This window comes from Thermogladius sp. KZ2Tp1, assembly GCF_051131135.1.
Classification (GTDB): Archaea; Thermoproteota; Thermoprotei_A; order Sulfolobales; family Desulfurococcaceae; genus Thermogladius.
Map to the genome: position 1 here is coordinate 321,597 of NZ_CP151274.1, position 21,337 is coordinate 342,933.

Sequence of the window (21,337 nt, forward strand, 5' to 3'; positions counted from 1 at the left end):
TATCGTGAAACCTGTTTTAAACAATAATAGCGACTTGTGCCATCTCATGCTAGTAAAACGACCGTGACAGGGTCCCCGTCTTTCAGCCTGAGGTAGCCTCTCAGATACCTCTCGGAAACGATCTCCACTATCCTCGGTGGGTGATTCGTCTTCTCGGGTCTCACAACGTAGACGCGGAGGTTATGAATTAGACCCGGGTACGCCAACACGCCGCCGAGGCCAGGTCTAGGTGGTGGTATTCTCACAGGGTTGATCATCCCGAGAACTTCGCTCACGTAGACGGGGTTGTCAACTTCGATGTTGAGGGTGCCGGGGAAAGGGTCTATCTCTAGATACTTGATAAAAAACACCCTGTACAAGTCTACGTAGAGAGCCCCCTCGCCGAGGCCGGAGACTACTCTCCCCGTTATGGCTATCATACCAGTACTCCAACTCTCTTCAACGCGTCTTCGACGAACGTTAGTCCGAGCTTACTGAGGGTCTCGGGCTTCGGTACTCCGTTGCTGTCCCAGCCCCTCAGAGCGTAGTACTCCTGGAGCATCTGCTCGTACTTCGCAGGGTCTAGCTTGACACCCTTGTATGGGCCCTTAGTCAACGGGTGTTTGAACCACCTAGCCGGCGGGTAGTCGTAGTACTTGCTCCACCCGTCGAACTCCCTTATCCAGAAGGCCCTTATCAACGTGTAGATCCTGTTTGCGACCTCGCGTATCATGCCCCAGCTCCACTCGATACCCGTGACGTGGCTCAGCATCTTCAGGTAGTAGTCGAGGTCCAGCCCTAACTCTACCCACGGGAGCCTACACACGGTTAAAGACTCGAACATCCCTCCCCTCACGTCCTGAAGGTACACGAGCCTCTCGACTTTCTCCCTTGTGTATCCGAGCCTGTCCGTCCTGACCTCGTAGCTTATGATCCAGGCGTCCTTGTGATGAGCACCTATAGACGAGGTGCCGTATGCGAGCGCCATCGCTGGGGCTGCGTGGCAGTCGTAGGCCGAGACCTCGAGGCCTTTAACGTGTATTGCGAACTCGAGTGCCTCGCCTCCGAGTGCCGTACTCATCCTCATTACGCCCTCCGCGAGGAACCCGCCCAAGCCGCGCCTAAGCGCCACGTCCTCGGTGAGCTCCCTAACCACTTTGTAGTCGCCCCACTCGACCCTCTCCCTAACGAAGCCCTTCTCGCTGGCCTCCATGAGGAATCCTATCGAGTTCCCCAGCGAGATCGTGTCGAGACCGTACTTGTCGGCAAGCTTGTTTATGTCCGCCACCTTCCTCAGGTCGCCCAACAGTATGTTGCTGCCCAGCATCGCCACGTTCTCGTAGTCCAGCTCGCTGAGCTCGTCGAGCTCGTCCTTTATCACGTTACCGCAACCCATGTTGCAGTAGGGGCAGGCCCGCCTGTCGACTTTAAGCTTCTCCATCAAGTCCCCTGATATGCCCTCGTACTCCTCCCACACGCCCTCCCTGAAGTTCATAGTCGGTAGCACGCTGTTTTGCTGGCTCCACACTATCGTCGCCATCGTACCCTGCCTTACCCAGTAGTCATAGCCCTCTGCCTCCATGATCTTCTTGTAAGCCTCCTCGGCCGTCTTCCTCAGGGAGTCCAGGTCGTGGACGGGGGGCTGGAGGGTGCCCTTTATCACAACGGCCTTTAAGTTCTTACTGCCCATCACAGCGCCTATCCCGGGACGGCCGCCGCTCCTCCCCTTCTGGGAGACAACAGTAGCATACCTCACCATCTTCTCGCCGGCAGGTCCTATCGTCAAGATGCCCACGTTCTTCCCGTGCTCCCTAACTAGCTTGTCCTCCACGCTGAACGAGTCGAGGCCCCAGAGGTCGTCTGCCGGGTTTATACTCACTTTATCGTTCTCGATGTACAGGTAGACGGGCTTCTTAGCCTTGCCCTGGATCACGATCGCGTCGAAACCAGCCCTCTTGAGGTGGTGGCTCGCCATGCTACCGATGTTCCCGTCACCGTAACCGTTCGTCAGCGGGCTCTTGGAGGCCACCACGAGCTTACCGCTACTAGGCAGAGGCAAGCCGGACAACGGACCCAAGGCTATCACTAGTGTGTTGTAGGGGGATAGAGGGTCCACTCCCGGGGGGTTGTATTCCCACAGGATCCTTATCGCGAGGCCTCTGCCACCCATGTAGTCTAGGAGTATCCTCTTGTCGATTTCTACGACGCTAGTCTTCCCCCTAGAAAGGTCTACTCTAAGAAGCCGGCCCCACCACCCCTTCACGCCGCACCCCTCACACGATTACTAAAGGCGGTCCACAGATAAAAGTTTATGTATAATGACTTACAGCATAAGTTGAGTAGGCGTGGTGGCCGAGATGAGCCTGAGGACGCTGATACACGGAGAGGTGTACTATTACGGGTCGAAAGGGGTCGAGAAAGGTTTTTTGTTCATCGACGGGGGTAAGATTAGAGACGTGGGCGAGGAGCCGCAGCCGGAGTACGAACTGTCGGAGCTCGTACTGAGATACGAAAAGCCGTCGCTGGTCGTACACGGTTTCAGCGCCCTAGTACCAGGCGTGGAATTCCCGTTTAGAGGTCTAGACTCCGTCCAGCCCCCAACGGACGAGGGCACAGTTGAAAAGCTCGTTCTGTCATCCCTTAGCACGGCATACGCGAACGGCGTCACGCTCCCCATACTAGAGGATACCCCTGACTGCAAGGTCTCCAGCGTGATCAGCAAACACGGTTTAACGGCTGCCGTAATATCCTCAAAACCCTGCGCGAAGCCGGGAGTCTACAACATCCTCGTTGAAGAGGGCATGCTCGTCTTCGACAACAGGTTGATAGGCAGGTGGGGGGAGGTCGTCTGCGACCCCCGCAGCATCGGGGACGAGTGCCTCATACTCGACACGCGACGAGAGCACTCGAGAAGCCCGCAGGCCTGGTTCTCCAAGTCCGACAACCCCGAGTCTCTCTTAAGGACCCTTGTCCAGCCGTACAGGGTTCTCGGGCTCGACAGCGGCTTCGTTGAGAGGGGCTCTCTAGCCGACCTCGTTGTCTACGATCTGTCCGACCCAGTACTATCCCTGCCTCTCAGTAAGCTGAGCCCAGTAGTAGTGGCCATGCGGGGAGGGCCGCAGGTCGTGTTCGTGGGGGGCGAAGTGGCGTTCGAGAAAGGCGAGCACCTGCTCGTCCAACCCCCCAGCATAGTGGAGTATTTTGCCGGCCTTTAGGAGAGTGGGCCCGCGGGGATTCGAACCCCGGACCTCCCGGTTATCAGCCGGGCGCTCCACCAAGCTGAGCTACGGGCCCCCATCTATCTGATTAGACTTCTTCTTTTAAAGCTTAAAACGGCCCTCATCCACGTAACTCTTCACCAACTCATCCGATTATCCGCTGTCAATCATCGGGCTCCACTAAATAACCATGTCTGGTAAGGGGGTTAATGATTCTACGACCATTCCCCCTTCTAGGACCGGTTGAAGCTGAGGCTTGAGCCACTTTCTCTCTGGGCGGTTTAACTCTGGGCCGGGTTAGTGCTACAATGGGTCATCACGTGTCAGGCCGCCCGTCGTACTCATCCCCGGCTATTTAAGACTTAGTTATAGGCGCCTATAATAATGTGTCTTTAGCTGGGGGCTTGCCATGCCTTTGATCGCCCTGTTAACGGACTACGGCTACAAGGACCCGTACGTGGGGATCCTAAAGGGCGTCATCAAGAGGATAAACCCCGCCGCCGAGATAGTGGACTTGACGCACGGGGTCGAGAGACAGAACATTAGAGAGGGCGCCCTGATCCTAAAGTCCTCCGCGAAGTACTTCCCCCCAGGCACGATCTTCGTGGCTGTCGTAGACCCGGGAGTCGGCAGCCAGAGAAGGAGTATCCTGGTAAAGACGAGAAACTACATCCTCGTCGGGCCGGACAACGGGCTGCTCTCGCTCCTGGCAATAGAGGACGGCATCGAGGAGGTCTACGACATAGGTGAGTCGAGGTACCGCCTGGAGAGGGTGTCCGGGACGTTCCACGGTAGGGACATATTCGCCCCCGTGGCGGCCTACGCCAGCCTCGGAGTGCCCTTGAGCGAGCTGGGCGAGAGGGTGGACTCGAACAGTATACAGGTGATCGAGATACCCAAGCCCTCGGTCCACGGTGAGAGCGTAAGAGCGAGGGTCATATACGTAGACGTGTACGGGAATGTGTTGACCAACGTTGAGCCCTGGCTCTTGGACTCGCTCGGCTGGAGGATGGGCGACACGCTGCTAGTAGAGGCGGGGAGTGCGAGGAGGGAGTGCACTCTTACTCGCAGTTTCAGCTTAGTCAAGGTGGGAGAGCTGGCTTGCTACATAAGCAGCTTCGACTACCTCGAGCTAGGGGTGAACATGGGCGACGCGTCCCGCGAACTCGGTGTTAGACTTGACGACGAGCTAGTGATAAGGAAGGCGGGCTAGACGCGCGGGGGACCTACGGCTCGACGTGGACCACCACTTCGATACCGTGCTTGGCCAGCTCCTTCTCGACCCTGTCCATGATAGCGTGCGCCTCCTCTACAGGAGTCCCCGGCCTGACCCTTACGACAACGTCTCCCTGGTACAGCCCATCGGCCACCTTTCTGACTCTCACCCTCGAGACTTCGACGTTGAGCTCTTTGACTATGGCGTGAACTCTCTCGACGACGTCTTTCGGGGCCACGTCGCTGTAGGAGAGGATGACTTCTCGGAAGCTGGACACCAGCTCGAAGAGCAGGTAGCCCAGCAAGACTAGCGCTCCAGCGTAGTCGATCGTGTAACTCACCGCCATACCGCCAATGGACGACGCTATAGAGACCGAGCTCTCAATGAGTTCGATAACTGTGAAGCCCCCGTATACGGCTAGGAAGCTCCTCGAGCCCTTCGATATGGCCACTGCCACTCCGTAGGGTACGACCGCTAGCGCCGCGAAAAGAGGGGACTCGTAGCCCACCTTGTAGGGGTTTCCGTAGGACTCTATTAGGTCGAATAACACGACCCCCGCTACGAAAGAGTAGACCATTAGGGTTGACACGGGGGCCCCCATCAACATCTTGTAGTGACCGTAATGGTGGTCGAGGTCGGGGGGCTTCAAGCTCTCCCTGAAGTACTTGTAGGTCAGGGCTATAGTGACGCTGTTGCCTATCGACGTCATAGCGTCGACGAACACGGCCCTCGAACCGCCGGTGAGACTACCGTAGATCTTGAGGAGGCCGCCAGCTACGCTCAGAAGGGCGAGGAGCAGTATGGTCCTGCCCACCCTGTCCCTCTCCACCCTGGGCACCCTCAGAGCAGGTACCGAGGAGAGAAATTGGCCCTCACACCTATTAAACCCAGCAAGCCAGCGGCCGGTTGAGTGGGCAACACTTTAAACGCCTAGACAACCATGTACCTAATCGAGTGATGAGCTCGGGTATTTGACTACCTCGATGGGATGAAATGGGTCTTGAGTGCTGACGGACCCTTCAGCACTGCCGTGGCACGACAAAACAAAGGGCACGCTGGCCATCCGAGGCCCAGCTCGCCTGTAATAGTCGCTGTCAACCCCACGCACGCACGTTCTCGTAGCCATGGCTATAGGGGCCGGGCTGGTAGTGTAGCTAAGACCCCTCGTAAACTGCTGGAAAACCGAGAGCAGAGAAACATAGACGCTACTTGAACCGGTTACCCCTGACGCGAGCTTTACCGTCAGAGTGTCGCCTCGCGCTCGGCCTCGCCCTCTGGCCTCCTGTACGGGCATATCTTCCTGTACGGGCAGTAGCGGCACTCCCAGGGGTAGAGCGGGTGCTTCTCGTCCGCTAGGAGCCTCGCCACCTCCTCCTCGACGTCCACGTGGGAGGGCTCCACGACGTACTCCACTATCCTGTCGTGCGAGACGTAGAGGAGGTAGCCCCTGGGTGAGCCCAGGAGGTTGAGGTATATGTTGAGCTGCTGGACGTGGTGGTCGTAGGGCTCCCCTTGGAAGGTCTTAACCGACTTCACCTCCAAGACCTCCCTCGTCTCTACGTTGTAGGCGTCGACCCTCCCCTTCAAGACGTAGAGGGAGCCGCCGACGTCGACGTGCTTCTCCACGGTGTACTCCGGGACGAAGCCGTGCTGGAGCACAATGGACTCCACGCCCGCGTGTATCAGGCTCCCCACCACCGCCGGGGGCTCGAAGCCGATGGAGAGCTCCGGGTACAGCTTCCTCAAGTGGAACTTGTGGTGGCACGACACGAGGTCGGTGACGTAGACTACGCGGGGGTCGGTCAGCTCGCCCATCCTGCTGACCTGCTCCTTCACGAACCTGCTGTAGACCAGAGAGAGGACGCGGCCCTCGGAGGCCCTCACGCGGACAGCTTGCTTCTGGTGGGACAATTCTCACACCTTACTCTTCTCTAACATGAGTTCTAGATATGTTTTACCGACGAAGCCGCCAAACCAAGGAGCCGAGGCTACCTCTCTCAATAGGGGTTCGATACCCCCACCCTCAACCTCGACAAAGACGCCCAGACCCTCGACCTCGTCAACGCTGACCGTTATCCCCCCGTTTCTTAGTGTGACCCTGCTCTTCCTCACGACGAACCTTCCTGTGAACCCGAGCATCTCGAGAGTCTTTAGTACACTCTTCACCTGGCCCTCTTCGAGCCTGGTCTCCAGCTCGAGCCTGGTCTTAACGAAGCCCTCGTTAACCCTAGGCCCCTTGTATGTCAGGAGGTAGGCATCACCGCTACTACATCTCTTGTACCTAAACCTCAACGCCTCGTCTGTCGCGGCGAATTCCCTACAGGGGTGCGTGAAGTAGACGTCCTCTTCGTAGCAGGTGTCAACGTACTGGAACCCCATGCTAGCGAACCAGGTTACCACGCCCTCCTTGCTGCCGTTAACTCTTATCTTAGCCTCGGTCTCGTACATCACCCCACCCTTTTCGCCAGCTGTTCATAAACACCCCTGTTGACCTGCTCGTTGAACCTGGCGACGCCCCTAGGGCTGGTTGCTGGGGTGTAAGACCTGTCCAGTCCAGCGAGCCCCTCGACGAAAGCCCTAAAGCCCCCCTCAAGCCCCCTTGTATAACCTCCCTCGAGCACTACTAGCGTAGGAACGCCCAGGTCTCTCACCAGTCTCCCCAGCCTGTAATACGACGCCTCAGACAGCGAGAGGTCCGCCAGCCCGTCGCCCGCGTATCCGTCGAAGCCCGCAGAGACCACGAGCGCGTCGGGCTGGTACCTTGAGAGGAGGTCCCCAACGTAGTCTAGTGCCGCCGTGTAAGAGTCGTCGCCCGTGTACGGCTGGAAGACGAAGTTCGCCTTGAAGCCGAACCCCTCGCCCTCCCCGATCTCATCGGGGTACCCCGTGTACGGGTAGAGGGTGTCGGGGTGCTGGTGGAGGTCTATGTGGAGGACCCTCTCCCTGTAGAACATCTCCATTGTACCGTTTCCGTGGTGGACGTCGAAGTCTAGTATGGCGATGTTTTTGAAGCCTCTGTGCCTGAAGCCGAGAACGCCCGCCGCTGCGTTGTTCAAGAGGCAGAACCCGTTGCTCGAGACACCTTTCGTCCTGCCCCTCTTACCGGCGTGGTGTCCCGGGGGCCTGATAACTAGGAAGGAGACGCCTCTCAGCTCGCCCGCGAACCTGTAAGAGAGCAGGAACGACTCTAGAGCCAGTTCGAGACTGTCAGGGGCAACGTACGTGTCGCCGTCCAGGAGGGCGATACCCCTCCTAGAAATGTCGACTAGCCTCTCGACGTAGTCGCGGCTGTGAACCATGCTAGCTACGTCAACAGCCTCCCCAGCGTCCGTTACGTCGCTCCACACTCTATACGGTACCGAGCCCATCCTCTTGAGAGTGTCGAGGATCTTCACCACTCTACCAGGGTTCTCGGGGTGGTCGAACCAAGGCTTGTGCTTTGTCAGCGAACTCCTTGTTACGATTACCTCGAGCAAAACGCCATGCCTCAGGAGTGTAGGTAGGGGTCAGGGGCCTTAATACCCTTTGCAGGGCTCAGGCAGTGTAGAAAAGGGCCTGCTGGAGGGCGTCCAGTACCGTTTTCTTGTCGATCTCCTTCTCTACTCTGACGATCGCGAGATTCGGGTGTCCCGCGATGTCGTACGCCACGCCCTCCCCTACTAGGTACTTTGCCATCCTGTAGGCTCTGCCCCGCGAGGCCTTAATCACCAGGAGACTGTGGTTCTTGTTCGTGTCGACCAGCAGGGCGACGGGAGCCCTGAGTATGCTTGCGAGTTTGGAGGCCAGTGCGGTGGCTCCGCGCTTCTTCCACTTCTTCCTCGCGTCTACGAACCTGAGGTCCCCGACCTTGACCGCCTCGATCGCGAGCGACATCGCCACCTCTCTCAGCTCGCTGTCCCTCTTGTCGATCACCTCCTTGACCCTCGCCATGACCTGCTCGTCGAGAGGCATCGGTAGCGGTGTAGGGTCTGCCAGCCAGTTCACGATCTTAACCCACAACTCGTCGTCTCTGACCGCTGTCAAAGCCTTCGAGATCGTCTTCGTTATCTCGAATATCTTCATGTACTCGGGGGGCACCCTCTTACCGGCGTCCATGTACCTGACCGCCATTGCGAAGCTCTCGAGCCGCTTGTGAACCCTAATGCCATTCTTCGAGAGCTCGTCCATTAGAAGTCCCACCGTTGGTTGCCTGTGGTCTACGAGGAGGACGTCTACTATCTGCCTGAGCTCCTCCTCGTGCTGCAGTGTTGACAAGTGGTGGTCTACGTACATTATCTTCCCGACTCCGAAGTGCTGTTTCATCATCTTCAGCACATTTCCGGTGTAGGGGACGTATGGGAGGTCTAGGAAGACCACCAGGTCGTAGGGTGCCGAGATGCTGTTGAGCATGTACCTCAACCTATCGGGGTCTACGGGGACCCTGTCTACTATGCTCACGCTCTTGAGCGGGTAGAGTGACAGCTTCTCCTGCGTGTAGACCAGCAGGGCGGCCGAGACGATGCCGTCGGCGTCCCAGTCGCCGGCGACCAGCACTCTCTTGGGTTTCTCCATAGGTCGACACGCTAACGGGCTCAGCTCAAGCTATAGAGACATAATTAAACCAATTTTAAAGGATACATTAATACTCGGTAACCACGTTTGGTGGCCAGCATACTCAGCGCACTATACGAGATAAGCAGAAGCTCCGGTCGGGTGGTCAGAGTAGAGGAGTCTAGGCAGTATACCGTGTCCGTCGAGAGCGGGGACGTGGAAGGGTCGGAGGTGGGGGTCTACGAGCTGAGCCGCGAATACTGTACGCAGACGGTGCCAAAGGGTATTGTAGGCGTGGACAGCAGCAGCCGCGTCGTGGACACCCCGTACATGTTCATAGCCGTGGGCTCGGCGACGGGGATTAGTAGGCTAGGCCTCAAAGCGTTCGATATACCATCTCCCTCCTCGATATTGACGCAAGGCGACCACAAGTACATACTCGTCATACCGGAGGTGCAGCCGTTCAACTACAACGTGCTAGGGGAGCTGGGGGTCGAGTATAAAGACCCCTCATCACGCCCATACCCGCCCGAGTACAACAAGGCCCTCGCCCTCGAGGAGCACCGCGTAGAGCTCGAGAACCATGTACTCGAGAACGTGCTGAGTTGGGGGGAGCTAGTCTTCCTAGACGGCCCCCTGTTCCTCCCCACACACCCGGTTACAGAGGCGCGTGGAAGAAGCCGCCTCATAGACGTCTACAAGGAGAACTGGAGTCTCCTGATGAGAAGGAGGCTCGGGATCATCGAGAAGATCGACTCCACCACTAGGGTCTTCGGCATCGTCAAGAGGTTACAGTACACACACATCCTGTCGCGCAACGACCCGTTTAGGCTAGGGGTCGAGAAGGTCAGCGACCACGCGTACCTGTCGATCTTGTCTGAGAGGATGTTCGTCGGAAAGAAGGCGTCCCCCTTCGCCCTAGGGCCTATTCGCGTCAGGAGCGAGATCGACGGGAGGAGAGTGGATAGGAGCATGTGGTACATATGCGTGCCTCGGAGGTTCGTGGGGGGTGAGACAGGGAGCTACGTCTTTTTCAGGGTCGAGACGCTCGGCAACACGAGTAGCTTGGGAGACGTCCAGCCGGTTCTCTTCGACTCTGTTTGCGCTGGCGCGGGCATCCCGCTAAGTATCGTCATCGCCGACCAGAGGGTCAAGAGGCTCAGCGAAGCAATCGCGAGGAATGTAATGCTAGCCGTCGGCGTGGACCGCGAGTCGACCCTCCAGTATTTAAGTCCATAGATCGAACATTATATCGATGGATGCCCTACATGAGTGAAAGGATCATCAGGGAGCTGAGCTCGAGGGCTAGTAAGGCTATCGAGACGGCGAATAGGCTCGGGGAGGTAATAGGTTTTGTCTCGCGGACTAGCCCCTCCTTAATAGACGAGGAGGGGGGGCTCGTAGTATTCGACGTAGACCCGGTCATCTACTTCGATAAGTTTGTCGACGTGGCCTCCGCCGGTAGCTTCCTTGCCGTCGTGGATTTGAAGACGGGCCATGTGATCAGCCTGCGCGTGATATCTGTTGAGAGGAGAGACATCCTAGCCGAGTTGTCGATCCCCGAGGTCTACACACCCGCACTCAGCCCTGAGGTCACAGGCCTGCTGACTAGGACTCGCGTTAAGGCCAAGCCTCTCCTGTCCTACGACCCCGAGACCTCGACCGTGAGCATAGCGAACTACGTGGTAGAGCCCCAGAGCCCCGTTATCAGGCCCCGCGAGGCGTCCACCGCGCAGTTCATGCTGGGGATGCCCACGACCGGCGTGTTCGTAGGTTTCGTCACCACGGGGGACAGGCCCATATTCGACGCACAAGTACCCCTCTTCCTCCCGGTGAACACGTTCTACCAACACGTACTAGTCCTAGGTACTACGGGAAGCGGGAAGACCACCCTGCTGAAGAACGTAGTCACGTCGATATACAGCAAGTACGACATAACTACCTCACACGACGCGACTATTATAGTCCTAGACCCTAACAAGGACTACGTCTCTCTACCGCTGAGGCCGGTCTTCCCCGAGGACGTGCCCCACAGCGAGAGAGAGCTAGTCGAGCACTTCTCGAAGAAGGCCAGGAGGCCTGAAGGGCTTGTTATAGTCCTCCCCATCACAAGCCTGGTCGTTGAGCAGTACGCTGGAGGCTCGCAGACCTGGGCTAAGGCGCTGAAGGACGTAAGCGAGGCATACGTCTCGGACACCTATGGACCCCTCTTCGAGAGGTTTAACTGGGCTTGGAGCATAAAAGAGCTCGTCGTACACGAGGAGCCGGGCCGTAGCCCGTTGAGGTTCGTGAAGATCGCCGTAACAGTCAAGTACCCAGAGGAGGAGTCCTTCACCCTCTACATAGTCCCTTACAGCTTCAGGTTCAGCGACTTCTCGCCTAGAGAGTTCATTGTCTTAAACCCCTACTTCACTAGACAGGCCAAGGACACCCTGTCCAGGCTGATGAAGAGGCTGGAAGACCTGGGCAGCCCTATTAAGACCCTCAACGAGCTCTACGACCTACTCCGTGTCGCAAGGTACTACATGGAGCACAAGGGTGGCGCGCCAACTGGTAGGTGGAGAGGGCTGGTGGAAGTCGTAGAAGACCTCGCAGTCCACAAGAGCACCTTGGAAAACATCTTGAGACAGCTGGGCTCACTAATCGACACGGGTGTCTTCGACATAGGCGTGGGGGGTGGAGAGGAGTACCTCGTGGAGCCACCGATCTCCGACATCCTCGAGAAGCACAAGTCTGTATTCTCTGGCTTCCCAATAGTAGTCGACCTCGACTTCCTCCAGGAGTACTCGCCGGCAGACCCCGAAAAAGTGATAGGCATAGTCGCCTACAGAATCCTCAATAGGGTCTTCGAATGGAAGCTGGCGAAGAGCAGAGAGCGGGTGAGGACGCAGCCAGTCGTGATATTCGTCGACGAGGCGCACAGGTTCTTCCCCTCTAAGGGAGGGGGGACCGAGGAGTTTATAGAGCACGTGAGCGGCATGATAGACAGGATCGCGAGGCTGGGACGTAGCAGAGGGCTCGGGCTCGTCTTCAGCACTCACAGCCCAGATGACGTCCACGACATAATCCTCCAACTGGCGAACACGAAGATAGTGCTGCGAATGGACAAAACCCACGTCTCCTCGCTCGACCTACCGCCCGAGTATAAGGACTTTGTGACTCGCTGTGGTGACAGAGTGGGGGTGCTCAAGAGCCACGTGCTCAGGCTAGGCTACGTGTCGTTCAGGACGCCGCTCACTATCGCGGGGCACTACGACTTGTCCAAGGTCTAGCGTTTCATCCGATAAACCACGTGGACAACCCTGTGGACGACCGTCTCAACCGATAACGCCAGCAGCAGGGACAGCACCATGTAACCGGCTACCCGGTTTAAAGCCAGTAAGACTGCGGACACGAACAGCGCGACCACTCTCTCGCCTCTCTCTATCAACCCTACTCCTTCGAGCGGGACCCCCAGGCTCTCAGCTCTCGCCCTAGTGTAGCTAATTAGGAGGGATGCCACCACCAGGGCGGTGACCATGCCCCAGTCTGCTCCGAAGTTTACGAAAGAGACGATCAAGAACACGTCGGAGACTCTGTCTATGAACGAGTCCAGGAAGGCCCCTAGCGGTGTAGCACTGCCAGTCGCCCTAGCCACAGGGCCGTCCAACATGTCCATAAGCCCTGACAGCACAAGGAGGGCGGTAAAGGTAGGTATGTCCCCCTTGAAGGACAGCAGGAAGGCGAGAGTCGAGAAAACCAGGCCTGCCAACGTCAAGTGAACGGGTCTAACTCCCAGTCTTCCTAGTTTTCCTCCTAGCTCCTCTACCTTCGCCCCCAACCTCTTTCTCAGCTTCCCCAACACATGCTTCACCGCAGACCTTGTCGCAGATGTTCTTCATTATGATGGCGTCATGTTCAAGAACGGGGCTCTCGCTTATAAAAACACCCTCTACGCCGACCTCGGCTAGAGCGCTGCACACCATCTCGAAGTCGGGGCCGTACTCTTTCTCGTTGAGCATGTGGTGTTCCCTCTCCCCGCCGCGCCCGTACTCGATCTTAGAGAAGTGCATGTGGAGGGGTTTGAGGGCCCAGCTCCCCAGGTTCCTCTCGATCTTGTCCACCACCCCGACGACGTCGTCTTTTGATACTATGAACTTCCCCTCGTACCTGGCGTAGAGGTGGGCCCAGTCCACCACAGGCCTCGTACCGGGAACCCTGCTGGATATCTCTATGGTCTCGTCCAAGTCGCCAACTTGCGACGTCTTGCCGGTGGTCTCGGGGCCCAGCCACACGTTCTTCGCCCCGATCGAGTCCCTGAACTCGGCGACGGCCTTCAAACTCTCTACGACGGCCCTCAGGGCCTCCTCGCGACTCGGCATGTCCTTGTAGTAGCCGGGGTGGAATACCACAACGTACGCCCCCATCCAGTAAGACGCCAGAACGCTCTGCTTCAGCCGCTCGATACTCGCCTCTACGGTCTTGGTGTTCTTGCTCGACAGGTTTATGAAATAGGGGGCGTGAAGGCTCAGTAGAATGTTGTTTTTCGCCGCCTCCTCGCCGAACGCCCTTGCCTTCCCCTCCGTGATGTTCACTCCCCTGACAGCCTCGTACTCCATGGCGTTCAAGCCCAGGTCTCTAAGGAAAGCCGGGGCCTTTAGAATGTCGGTAGACTTCATCGAAAAGGGCTTGCCGGCAGGTCCGAACCTGAATCTCAAAACTCGACCCCTGACTCTTTTATTTGCGTTAAAGATGGTTTAAATGGTGTCGAGGGGTGTGGTGTACGGGGGAGGTTCCCAAGGTTCTAGAGGAGCAGGTGTTGTTCAGGGGCTTGAGGTTTGACGTGGTTCGTAGGCACTACGCGTACGGGTCGCGGAGGTTCGCCAGAGACGTGGTGGTCTTCCCCGAGAGCTCCGTAGTAGTCCCATTCGTCAACGACGAAGAGGTCATCGTTATAAGGCAGTTCCGCGCGCCCCTGGGCGAGTACATTGTCGAGGTTCCAGCAGGCGTCCTAGACAAGGGTGAAAGCCCCGAGGAGGCTGCTAGGAGGGAGCTGGTCGAGGAGACGGGGTTCTACCCGCGTAGGTTGACAAGGCTAGCGACGGTGTACCCTGTGCCCGGTTATAGCACTGAGGTAATGCACGTCTTCGAGGCGGAGGAATTGGAGTTCAAGGGGGCGAAGCCCGAGCCACACGAGCTGATCGAGGTGGTCAGAGTGCCCTTCAGGGAAGTGCTCGTGAGGGTCTTGAGAGGCGAGATAAGGGACGCTAAGACGGTGATAGGGGTCCTGCTGGCGGGCTACAGGCGCGGGCTGCTAGGGCTTAGGTAGCTACTTTACTGAGACGAGCCGCGCAAGAACATACTTGGCTACGAGCTCCAAGGCCACTACGGCGTCCATTGCCTCCTCGACCGTCCGCCCCAACGCAAAGACACCGTGCTTAGGGACGATGACGATCCGCGCCCCGGAGGCAAGCTTGCTCGAGACTTCCTCTGCCAACTCCACGCTCCCGGGCTGGAACGGCTCAGCGATCTCCGCCCTACCAACGCTATACTCCACTTCAACTAGACCCGTCTCCCACCACCGCCTCCGCGACTTGGACTTCGTGAAGCGGTCTGTTAGAGCAAGAACTAATGGGGGGTGGGCGTGGAGCACTGCCCTCGCCTCCTTGACCTTCTTGTACGTCAAAACGTGAGCGTTGACCTCGATCGAGGGCTTGAACCTCCCTCGAAACTCGCCTGTTTCCATGTCGTAGATAACGAGGTCTTCAACCTTGAGCCACTGCTTCGCCACTCCCGACGGTGTGATGGCTATGTGTCTCTCGTCTAGGAGAACGCTACCGTTCCCTCCTCTAGGGTTTATGAGCCCTAACTGGAAGAGCTCACGCATAGCGAGCACTAGTTTCCCCAACTCGCCCTCTTCGCTAGAGGTCAACTACGTCACCTGTCCTCAGATACCTCACGTCCAGCTTAAATCTCTCCGACAGTAACTCCCCGACCAAGCCTCCGCTACAGTGGAGGGGGTACACTCTTTCGGCACGGAGCCTCAAGGCTATGTCCTCGGCAAACCTCCTCACGGTCTCTGGCGGCGCCGTCTCCAGGTGAAAGCCTCCTATCACCGTTGTGACCCTGTACCTTGTCGAAATGTCCGCTAACACCTCCCTGACACCGGGGTGGAGGCATCCCGTGAACAGAGCGTACTCCCCTCTACCACCCTCGAGTTCGATCAGCATGAAGTGCTCCCATGGAGGGCCGTGGAAAGGCCTCGAGACCACAACGCCGTCGACAACCCTCGTCTCCTTCACGACCTCTACCGGGCTCAGTTGCCATCTCTGGGCTTGCCTACCGAGCGCCTCCATAGAGGCGTAGGGCAGGTACACTTTGGCGAAGGGGGCCTCCCACCCTATGGCTTCCAAGCCGCCTACGTGTGGCGAGTGGGCGTGGGATACCACCACGTGGTCTACCAAGTCCAGCGGGAAGCCCGACATGCCCGCGTTGTTGGCTATCACGTAAGCGTCGGGGCCTGCGTCGAAGACTATGTACAGCCCCTTGTACTCCACACCGATTGAGAGTCCCCTCTTCTGTTCAAAGCCCTTCCTGGGAGCACCACCCACTAGAACGTAAACGCGCATGATTAAACTCCTGTCTAGTAGACATACACATATAAAGCGGGTGAAGAGATATAACCAGTGCGGCTGTCATGTTTACCGGCGGCAAGGACTCATCCTCGGCCTTGCTAAGGGCTTCGATGAATGGGTACAGAATAGCCGTGCTCGTCTCGGTGGTCCCCCAGTACGACTACTCCTACTTGTACCACAGGCCGCACTTCCAAGCACTGAGCCTCCAGAGCTACTCTCTTGGCGTACCTCTCGAGACCGTGGGCGTTTCTAACGAGAGCAAGGAGAGAGAAGTGCTGGAGAAGGCGCTGGACCGCGTGAAGATGAGGTACGGTGTCGAAACACTCGTTACGGGAGGGCTGTTTAGCAGGTTCCAGAAGAGGGTATTCGAGGAGGTAGCCGGTAGAGTGGGGCTCGAGGTCTACGCCCCTTGGTGGGGGGTAGACGAGGAGGAGTACTTGAACAGGGTTCTGGACATGGGGGTTAAGTTCATAATAGTCCGGGTCTCGACAATGGGGCTGCCACACAGCTTAATAGGAAAGGAGATCACCAGGGAAGACGTGGACTCGATAATCAGGCTCTCGAAGAAGTACGGCTTTAACCCGTCGTTCGAGGGTGGTGAGGCGGAGACCCTCGTCGTCGACATGCCGCTCTTCAGGTACAGGCTGAACGTGGACGGCGTGGTGAGGTCTGTGAGCGAGTACGAGGGGTACCTCGAAATAAAGAGAGTCGCTCTTGCCGCTAAAAACACTTGGACGCCGCGTGTCACTTCTTGGAGCTGAGGTAAACCGCTATTGTATCGGCTAAGTGCTGGGGCTTAGTGTACCACTTGTCGTACTTAAAGTCCTTGTTGTCTATGGTAACTACGACGTAGTCGCCCTCGTCTTTCACGACCACCCTAACGCTCCCTCCCATGAGGACAGACGTGACGTTGGCACCCCTGTCCTGGAATGTCACGCCGCGAACTTTACTAGCTAGCTGTATCTTGAACTGTTTTATGTACTCACTCATCTAACCACCCTGTCGTAGGATATTGAAAATTTTAGAGTCCTTATAAATGTCTCGATCTAGTACGTCACACCCAGGAGAGCGTACCTGTCCGGCTGCTTCTCGCACAAGCTCTCAAACTCGCTCAAGGGCGGCAGCTCTATGGGCGACTCGACGATCTCCCCCAGTACAGTCCTACCGTACTCCTGCTCGAGTCTCTCGGCACACTCCTTAGTACCGTCCCAGGCCGCCACTATGAGGCCCTTCTCCGTTCGGGGTTGCCTGTGAGGGATAATAGTCAGCCTCTTGAGGTAGTCGAGTGCCCTGCTCTTCATATGGGCCTCGATCTGTAGCCACGTCTCTTTGAGGGTGTCGACGAGCTTCTCGAGAGGTACCGTCTTCTTCTCTAGTGTGTCGCGCCTGACTATCGTGACAGTGTTAGATGACGTCTCTCTTCTCCCGACCTCTACTCTTGTGGGGACCCCCTTCAGCTCCCAGTAGTAGTACTTCCAGCCTGGCGAGTGCTCTGTATCCTGGTCTAGATGGGCCCTCACGCCGCTCTCCTTCAGTATCTTGAGCACTTTCCTTGCGTAGTCGACAACGTCCTCCTCGCCCTCCCTGAAAATAGGTACTATGACCACCTGGATGGGCGCTATTGCAGGGGGGAAGAAGAGGCCCCTCTCGTCGCCGTGGACCGCTATAACGGCGCCTAGGACTCTCTCGCTGACCCCGTAGCACGTCTGGTACACGAACTTGTACTGCCCATCGCTGTCGAGGAACTTCAAGTCGAAAGCCTTGGCAAACCTCTGACCCAGGTTTATGACACTCCCCAGTTCAAGCCCCTTCCCGTCGGGGGCTACAGTTACAAAGTCGTAGTTGTACTCAGCGCCAGCGAAGGTGTCCCAGGGCGGTGTCTTGACTATGAAGTAGGGGAGGAGGAGCGAGTCGAAGAACTGCTTGTAAATTGATATCGCCTCCTTGATCTGCTCCTCGGCCTCTCGCATCGTGGCGTGCGCCGTGTGGGCCTCTATGAAGCCCATTATCTCTCGTACTCTCAGGATAGGGTGGGTCATCTTAGTCTCGTACCTGAAAACGTTGACCACCTGGTACATTTTGAGGGGCAGGTCTTTTCTGCCCTTGATCCAAAGGTTCCACATGTAGTACATTACCGTCTCGCTGGTGGGCCTGACGAGCAACCTCTCGTTGAACTTCTTGCTCATAGTGCCCTCTACTACAAAGGTCTCCCCACCGAAGCCTTCGAGAAAGTCCTTCTCCTTCGAGAACACGGACTCGGGGATAAAGGTTGGGAAATACGCCTCCTGGTGGCCTGTCTCCTCGAGGAGCCTTATCAGGATGCCTTGGGCGAGCCTAAGCGCCTTAAGGCCGTATGGTCTCCAAACTATCATGCCCTTGACGGGGTACCTTATGTCTACTATGTCTGCGTCGCGTAATATGTTGTGGTACCACTCTGGGAAGTTGCTGAATTTATCGATCTTCGACAATGTAGGCACCTTGATTCTATCCTTATTGAGTTGAGACACCTAAAATAACTTTTAAATTGGGCGCGATCAGACCACCTTTTTCATCCTCGCAACGATGTTGTTCGACTTCTCCAGGTACCGTCTCACCCTCCTCCTGTAGACCTCGGCTAATGCCAAAGTCGCGACACCCCTGTTGAAGTCGTTCACGAGGAGCTCTATTAACAGCCCGTTGTCGAGGGCCTCGACAGCAAACCTGCCGCCCACGCCCTTCTCGACCTCCTCCATGACCTTTTTAACGGCGACGACGTCCTCGAGAAGCCCGTAGCTCACCTCGAGCCACGGTTCGTAGTAGGCTACGGTTGCGTGGAACTCCCCCAGAATCTTGGCCTTCTCCTTGAGGCTGCCAGCGCTATCCAACATCATCGCGACCTTGCCGGCGAGGTACCTGAGCTCCGAGTCCCCGTGGGGGAAGAGGTCTTCTGGACGGCGTTGTCCGAGGTTGGCCTCCTGAGTCGACAGGCACACAGCGATGTTGGTTGTCAGCCCAGCAAGCTTCTCGATAAGGTGTCTCAACCGCTGCTCTTCTACAGCCTCCTCGACGTGCCCCTTTGACAAGTGGCGTGGCTGGTCGTGTACTGCCACGGAGGGTATTGAGTGTAGTAGGTAGCTGTAGGAGTCGAGGTACGGGAGGTATCGCGAACCGTCGAAGTAAGCCTGTACTCCAAGTGCCGCTTTTTCGGCACAGCCGTCGAGTAAGGGGTGGGAGGAGACCCTCACGCTCTCTCCGCTTAGGTTGTCCACCGTTATACTGGCTATGATTTCCTCGTCACTCCCCCTAGAGGCCAGCGCCTCGAGGAAGTACCTACTTCCCCACGACCAGTACCACGTCGTTAGCCCCGGCGAGCCGAACTCCTTCGCCGTAAAGCTGACGAGGACCACGTTGACTGCGCGGCTCGTTTGTCTCAGGAGGCGAGCAGCCTGTAGGAGGGTCTCCAGCCCGGCGAGGTCGTCGTAGTACCCGCTCAGCCAGTGATCGTGGTGCGCGTTGACGTGGACCTCCAGCTCCCCTCTACCGTTCAGGCCTGCCACAACTGTTTTCCCTACAGCGCCTCTCACGAGTCTAGCCCTACCCGACAGCCCTATCCTCGCACCAGAGAGCTTGGCCAGCTCCCACGCGTCACTTGCCTTAATTGAGACGACTGGAACCGCGGGCGGCGAGCCTGCCTCCAGCGATATCCTAGCCGAGCCCGACACTACTTCCCTCTTGAAAGAGTCCCTGGTCGGGTCGTAAATTATCACGCCGCTAAACCCCTTCGAGACCGCCTCCTGTACCACGCGGTTCAGACCCAGGGCGCTACCCGTGTAGCCGGCGAGCAGTACTGACCCCTCGGGCACCGGCCCAGGAATATCCGTGGGAGTTTGAGCAACTACCAGTCTGCCTTCTACCTCGAAATCAGTTGTAGGCGGCATGACACGGCATTCCACGACGGTCTCCCCGGCTTCAACTCGGCAGCCCTCCTCTACCCACGAGACGACGGGCGTATCGAAGACCTTGACCCATTCTGCCACCTCGACAAACAACTCCTTAAGACCGCGCACAACTACCTGCTCAGCGTTAGAGCCTGTTACAACCTCCTCTGTAAAAGGTCGTCTAAGGACGCGAAGCCCCATTCAGACACCGCAGCATTATAATGTTAAGACGCCGTATACCGTAATTAAGTCCGTCGAGGTCGTAAGATGCTCGGGGTAGTCAGGATCCCTGTCAAGGACGTAGACAAGTTTGTCGAGTACCTGAGAGCCAGGGGCTACGAGGTCGAAGAAGGCCCTCACACTGTTCTCGTAGACCAGAGCGAGGTCGTATCGGTCAAGATAGAGAGGGAGGGAGTTCTACAAGGCTACGCAGTTGTACACTTCATAACCCCGTACTATCGCGTCGAGCTACGAGGGCTGCAGGACGACAAGGAGTACTTGAGAGCCCTCCTAGAGGTCAAGTATAGCGAAGAGAAGTGGAGGATACCCGTCGACGACGTCGCCGTAGTCGCGCTAAGCGAAGAACTTGTAGAGATGCTAGGGGGGTACAGCGACGAGTACCCTGTAGCCGACGGCGAACTGCTAGTTAGCGAGTACCGCCGTAGAAATCCCCAGTACCAGAGCACCGTCAAGTTGCTTGTCGCGAGACTGCTGGACGAGCTAGCCTAGACCGCCGTGCTCGCTGGCTCGCCGGGCGCGCTCTGCCTAGCCCCGCAGTACGGGCAAAACAGGGCGTCGAGGGGTATGGGCCTCCCGCAATTCGCACACCTCTTCACCCCTCTGCTGGTGGAGTCCATCTTCATAGCATACTCGTTTTTCAAGTCTTCTATCGTCAGGTGCAGGTAGACCTGCGTTGTCTTGATGTCGCTGTGGCCCAGTATTCTCTGGAGAGCGTTGAGGCTTAGCCCCATCCTGAGAGCTCTCGTCGCGAAGGTGTGCCTGAGAACGTGCGGCCTGACCTTGGACTCGTCGAGCCCCGCTCTCCTCGCCAGCCTCTTGAGCATCTTGTAAAGCCCCGAATACGTGTAGTCGAATAACCTGTCGCCTGGGCCTAGATTCTTCAACTTGACGTACGCCCTGATCGCCTCGAATGTATCCTGAGTGGCCGTGACGTACCTCTCCCTGCCGTACTTCGCCTCTCTGACCCTGATCACCCTCTCGTCGAAGTTGATGTCCGAGACCCTGAGCGACAACAGCTCTCTGCTTCTCAAACCCGTGTCCAGCAGGGTCTTCAGGACGACCTTCTCCTCCACCTTGCTAGCCGCTGACAGGAGCCTGTTAACCTCCTCGTCGCTCAAGGCCTCCACTCTCCTGGGAGGCTTCTTCACCGAGGGGATCGTTACCTGGAGCCCCAGCCACTTGAAGAACTTCTTCAAGTAGATCGTGTAGTAGTGAAGCGTGGCCAACCAAGAGTCCTTCTCCTCCGTCTTCCTCCCCTTGAACCCGTTCCTCAACCTGTCGTTCCTCCAGGACACGATATCCCTTAGAGTAACCTCTCTCAGGGGCTTGTTACCAATGAACGACAGGAAGTCTGCGAGGGCCGACCTGTAAGCCTTCACCGTCTCCTGGCTCGCGCCCGACGCCTCGAGTACTGCTAGGAACTCCTGAACGATGCCCTCGTTCGGGAGCCCCAGTATGTCGTCTGACGCCTTGCCTACGTCGATCCCGGCAGGCATTCTCCCCCTACTGAAATCGAAGGGGTCCGGTTTTAAGAAGCCGGGTTAGGTTAATAGGTACGCCTCCCCCTATAGTTCCCTACTTGGATGAAGAAACGTGGCAGGTCTGAGTAGTGAAGTATCCGCG

22 protein-coding genes and 1 tRNA gene are annotated in these 21,337 nt (G+C 57.3%); 7 read left to right on the forward strand and 16 right to left on the reverse strand.

Annotated features, from left to right (window positions below; genetic code table 11):
* Positions 1–44: 44 nt before the first annotated feature.
* Complete coding sequence (locus WLZ34_RS01705; RefSeq protein ID WP_428724567.1) at positions 45–419, reverse strand: DUF120 domain-containing protein; 375 nt, start codon at positions 417–419, stop codon at positions 45–47.
* On the reverse strand, positions 416–2,242 hold the full coding sequence (locus tag WLZ34_RS01710) for an aldehyde ferredoxin oxidoreductase family protein (protein WP_434731639.1): 1,827 nt from the start codon (positions 2,240–2,242) through the stop codon (positions 416–418). Before WLZ34_RS01710 ends, WLZ34_RS01705 begins: the two co-directional genes overlap by 4 nt.
* A 94-nt stretch (positions 2,243–2,336) precedes the next feature.
* Between WLZ34_RS01710 and WLZ34_RS01715 the strand changes: the two genes are divergently transcribed.
* Positions 2,337–3,194, forward strand: a complete 858-nt coding sequence (locus tag WLZ34_RS01715; RefSeq protein ID WP_434731640.1) for a hypothetical protein — start codon at positions 2,337–2,339, stop codon at positions 3,192–3,194.
* Positions 3,195–3,199: 5 nt separating this feature from the next.
* Here the strand turns inward: WLZ34_RS01715 and WLZ34_RS01720 are convergent.
* Positions 3,200–3,273 (reverse strand) — tRNA-Ile (locus WLZ34_RS01720).
* Between the two features lie 333 nt (positions 3,274–3,606).
* Between WLZ34_RS01720 and WLZ34_RS01725 the strand changes: the two genes are divergently transcribed.
* Positions 3,607–4,410 (forward strand): SAM hydrolase/SAM-dependent halogenase family protein, encoded by an 804-nt coding sequence (locus tag WLZ34_RS01725; RefSeq protein ID WP_434731641.1) that lies wholly within the window; start codon positions 3,607–3,609, stop codon positions 4,408–4,410.
* A 13-nt stretch (positions 4,411–4,423) separates the two neighbouring features.
* Here the strand turns inward: WLZ34_RS01725 and WLZ34_RS01730 are convergent, their stop codons facing one another.
* The 5 genes from WLZ34_RS01730 to WLZ34_RS01750 form a co-directional block, all read right to left on the reverse strand.
* Positions 4,424–5,242: a cation diffusion facilitator family transporter gene (locus tag WLZ34_RS01730; RefSeq protein WP_434731642.1), complete on the reverse strand. Its 819-nt coding sequence runs from the start codon at positions 5,240–5,242 to the stop codon at positions 4,424–4,426.
* A 413-nt stretch (positions 5,243–5,655) separates the two neighbouring features.
* Positions 5,656–6,324 carry a CRISPR-associated protein Cas4 gene (cas4, locus tag WLZ34_RS01735; protein ID WP_434731643.1) on the reverse strand — a complete coding sequence of 223 codons (669 nt, stop codon included), beginning with the start codon at positions 6,322–6,324 and terminating at the stop codon, positions 5,656–5,658.
* Between the two features lie 3 nt (positions 6,325–6,327).
* Positions 6,328–6,861: a class IV adenylate cyclase gene (gene cyaB / locus WLZ34_RS01740; protein ID WP_434731644.1), complete on the reverse strand. Its 534-nt coding sequence runs from the start codon at positions 6,859–6,861 to the stop codon at positions 6,328–6,330.
* Positions 6,861–7,889, reverse strand: coding sequence for a histone deacetylase family protein (locus WLZ34_RS01745; RefSeq protein WP_434731645.1), 1,029 nt, complete (start codon positions 7,887–7,889; stop codon positions 6,861–6,863). The genes cyaB and WLZ34_RS01745 overlap by 1 nt, the downstream gene beginning before the upstream one ends.
* A gap of 58 nt (positions 7,890–7,947) precedes the next feature.
* Positions 7,948–8,964 carry a phosphoesterase gene (locus WLZ34_RS01750; RefSeq protein ID WP_428726843.1) on the reverse strand — a complete coding sequence of 339 codons (1,017 nt, stop codon included), beginning with the start codon at positions 8,962–8,964 and terminating at the stop codon, positions 7,948–7,950.
* A gap of 90 nt (positions 8,965–9,054) precedes the next feature.
* On the opposite strand from WLZ34_RS01750, the gene WLZ34_RS01755 reads away from it, so the two are divergent.
* Complete coding sequence (locus tag WLZ34_RS01755) at positions 9,055–10,182, forward strand: DNA double-strand break repair nuclease NurA (protein ID WP_434731993.1); 1,128 nt, start codon at positions 9,055–9,057, stop codon at positions 10,180–10,182.
* A 20-nt stretch (positions 10,183–10,202) separates the two neighbouring features.
* The gene (locus WLZ34_RS01760) at positions 10,203–12,215 is read left to right on the forward strand and encodes an ATP-binding protein (protein ID WP_434731646.1); all 2,013 of its coding nucleotides are present in this window, start codon (positions 10,203–10,205) and stop codon (positions 12,213–12,215) included.
* Here WLZ34_RS01760 and WLZ34_RS01765 read toward each other — a convergent pair.
* Together WLZ34_RS01765 and WLZ34_RS01770 are read right to left on the reverse strand one after the other, a co-directional pair.
* Positions 12,212–12,784: a CDP-alcohol phosphatidyltransferase family protein gene (locus tag WLZ34_RS01765; protein WP_434731647.1), complete on the reverse strand. Its 573-nt coding sequence runs from the start codon at positions 12,782–12,784 to the stop codon at positions 12,212–12,214. The genes WLZ34_RS01760 and WLZ34_RS01765 overlap by 4 nt on opposite strands.
* Positions 12,711–13,601, reverse strand: a complete 891-nt coding sequence (locus WLZ34_RS01770) for a TIM barrel protein (RefSeq protein WP_434731994.1) — start codon at positions 13,599–13,601, stop codon at positions 12,711–12,713. The genes WLZ34_RS01765 and WLZ34_RS01770 overlap by 74 nt, the downstream gene beginning before the upstream one ends.
* A 95-nt stretch (positions 13,602–13,696) precedes the next feature.
* Here WLZ34_RS01770 and WLZ34_RS01775 point away from each other — a divergent pair, with 95 nt between their 5' ends.
* Entirely contained in the window at positions 13,697–14,251 is a 555-nt protein-coding gene (locus WLZ34_RS01775; protein WP_434731648.1) for an NUDIX hydrolase, read from the forward strand.
* Here the strand turns inward: WLZ34_RS01775 and WLZ34_RS01780 are convergent, their stop codons facing one another.
* Positions 14,252–14,854, reverse strand: a complete 603-nt coding sequence (locus WLZ34_RS01780) for a class II aldolase/adducin family protein (RefSeq protein WP_434731649.1) — start codon at positions 14,852–14,854, stop codon at positions 14,252–14,254.
* Positions 14,844–15,551: an MBL fold metallo-hydrolase gene (locus WLZ34_RS01785; protein ID WP_434731650.1), complete on the reverse strand. Its 708-nt coding sequence runs from the start codon at positions 15,549–15,551 to the stop codon at positions 14,844–14,846. Before WLZ34_RS01785 ends, WLZ34_RS01780 begins: the two co-directional genes overlap by 11 nt.
* A 68-nt stretch (positions 15,552–15,619) precedes the next feature.
* Here WLZ34_RS01785 and WLZ34_RS01790 point away from each other — a divergent pair, with 68 nt between their 5' ends.
* Positions 15,620–16,318 (forward strand): diphthine--ammonia ligase, encoded by a 699-nt coding sequence (locus tag WLZ34_RS01790; protein WP_434731651.1) that lies wholly within the window; start codon positions 15,620–15,622, stop codon positions 16,316–16,318.
* Here WLZ34_RS01790 and WLZ34_RS01795 read toward each other — a convergent pair.
* From WLZ34_RS01795 to WLZ34_RS01805, 3 genes are read right to left on the reverse strand one after another with little or no spacing between them, the layout of a single operon-like run.
* Positions 16,302–16,547, reverse strand: a complete 246-nt coding sequence (locus WLZ34_RS01795; RefSeq protein WP_434731652.1) for a hypothetical protein — start codon at positions 16,545–16,547, stop codon at positions 16,302–16,304. The two genes, WLZ34_RS01790 and WLZ34_RS01795, sit on opposite strands and share 17 nt — an antisense overlap.
* A 56-nt stretch (positions 16,548–16,603) precedes the next feature.
* Positions 16,604–18,064 carry a proline--tRNA ligase gene (gene proS / locus WLZ34_RS01800; protein ID WP_434731653.1) on the reverse strand — a complete coding sequence of 487 codons (1,461 nt, stop codon included), beginning with the start codon at positions 18,062–18,064 and terminating at the stop codon, positions 16,604–16,606.
* Positions 18,065–18,091: 27 nt separating this feature from the next.
* On the reverse strand, positions 18,092–19,675 hold the full coding sequence (locus WLZ34_RS01805; protein ID WP_434731654.1) for a M28 family peptidase: 1,584 nt from the start codon (positions 19,673–19,675) through the stop codon (positions 18,092–18,094).
* 66 nt (positions 19,676–19,741) lie between these two features.
* Here WLZ34_RS01805 and WLZ34_RS01810 point away from each other — a divergent pair, with 66 nt between their 5' ends.
* Positions 19,742–20,203, forward strand: coding sequence for a hypothetical protein (locus tag WLZ34_RS01810; RefSeq protein WP_434731655.1), 462 nt, complete (start codon positions 19,742–19,744; stop codon positions 20,201–20,203).
* Here the strand turns inward: WLZ34_RS01810 and xerA are convergent.
* Positions 20,200–21,210 carry a site-specific tyrosine recombinase/integron integrase gene (xerA, locus tag WLZ34_RS01815; protein WP_434731656.1) on the reverse strand — a complete coding sequence of 337 codons (1,011 nt, stop codon included), beginning with the start codon at positions 21,208–21,210 and terminating at the stop codon, positions 20,200–20,202. The genes WLZ34_RS01810 and xerA overlap by 4 nt on opposite strands.
* Positions 21,211–21,337: the final 127 nt, after the last annotated feature.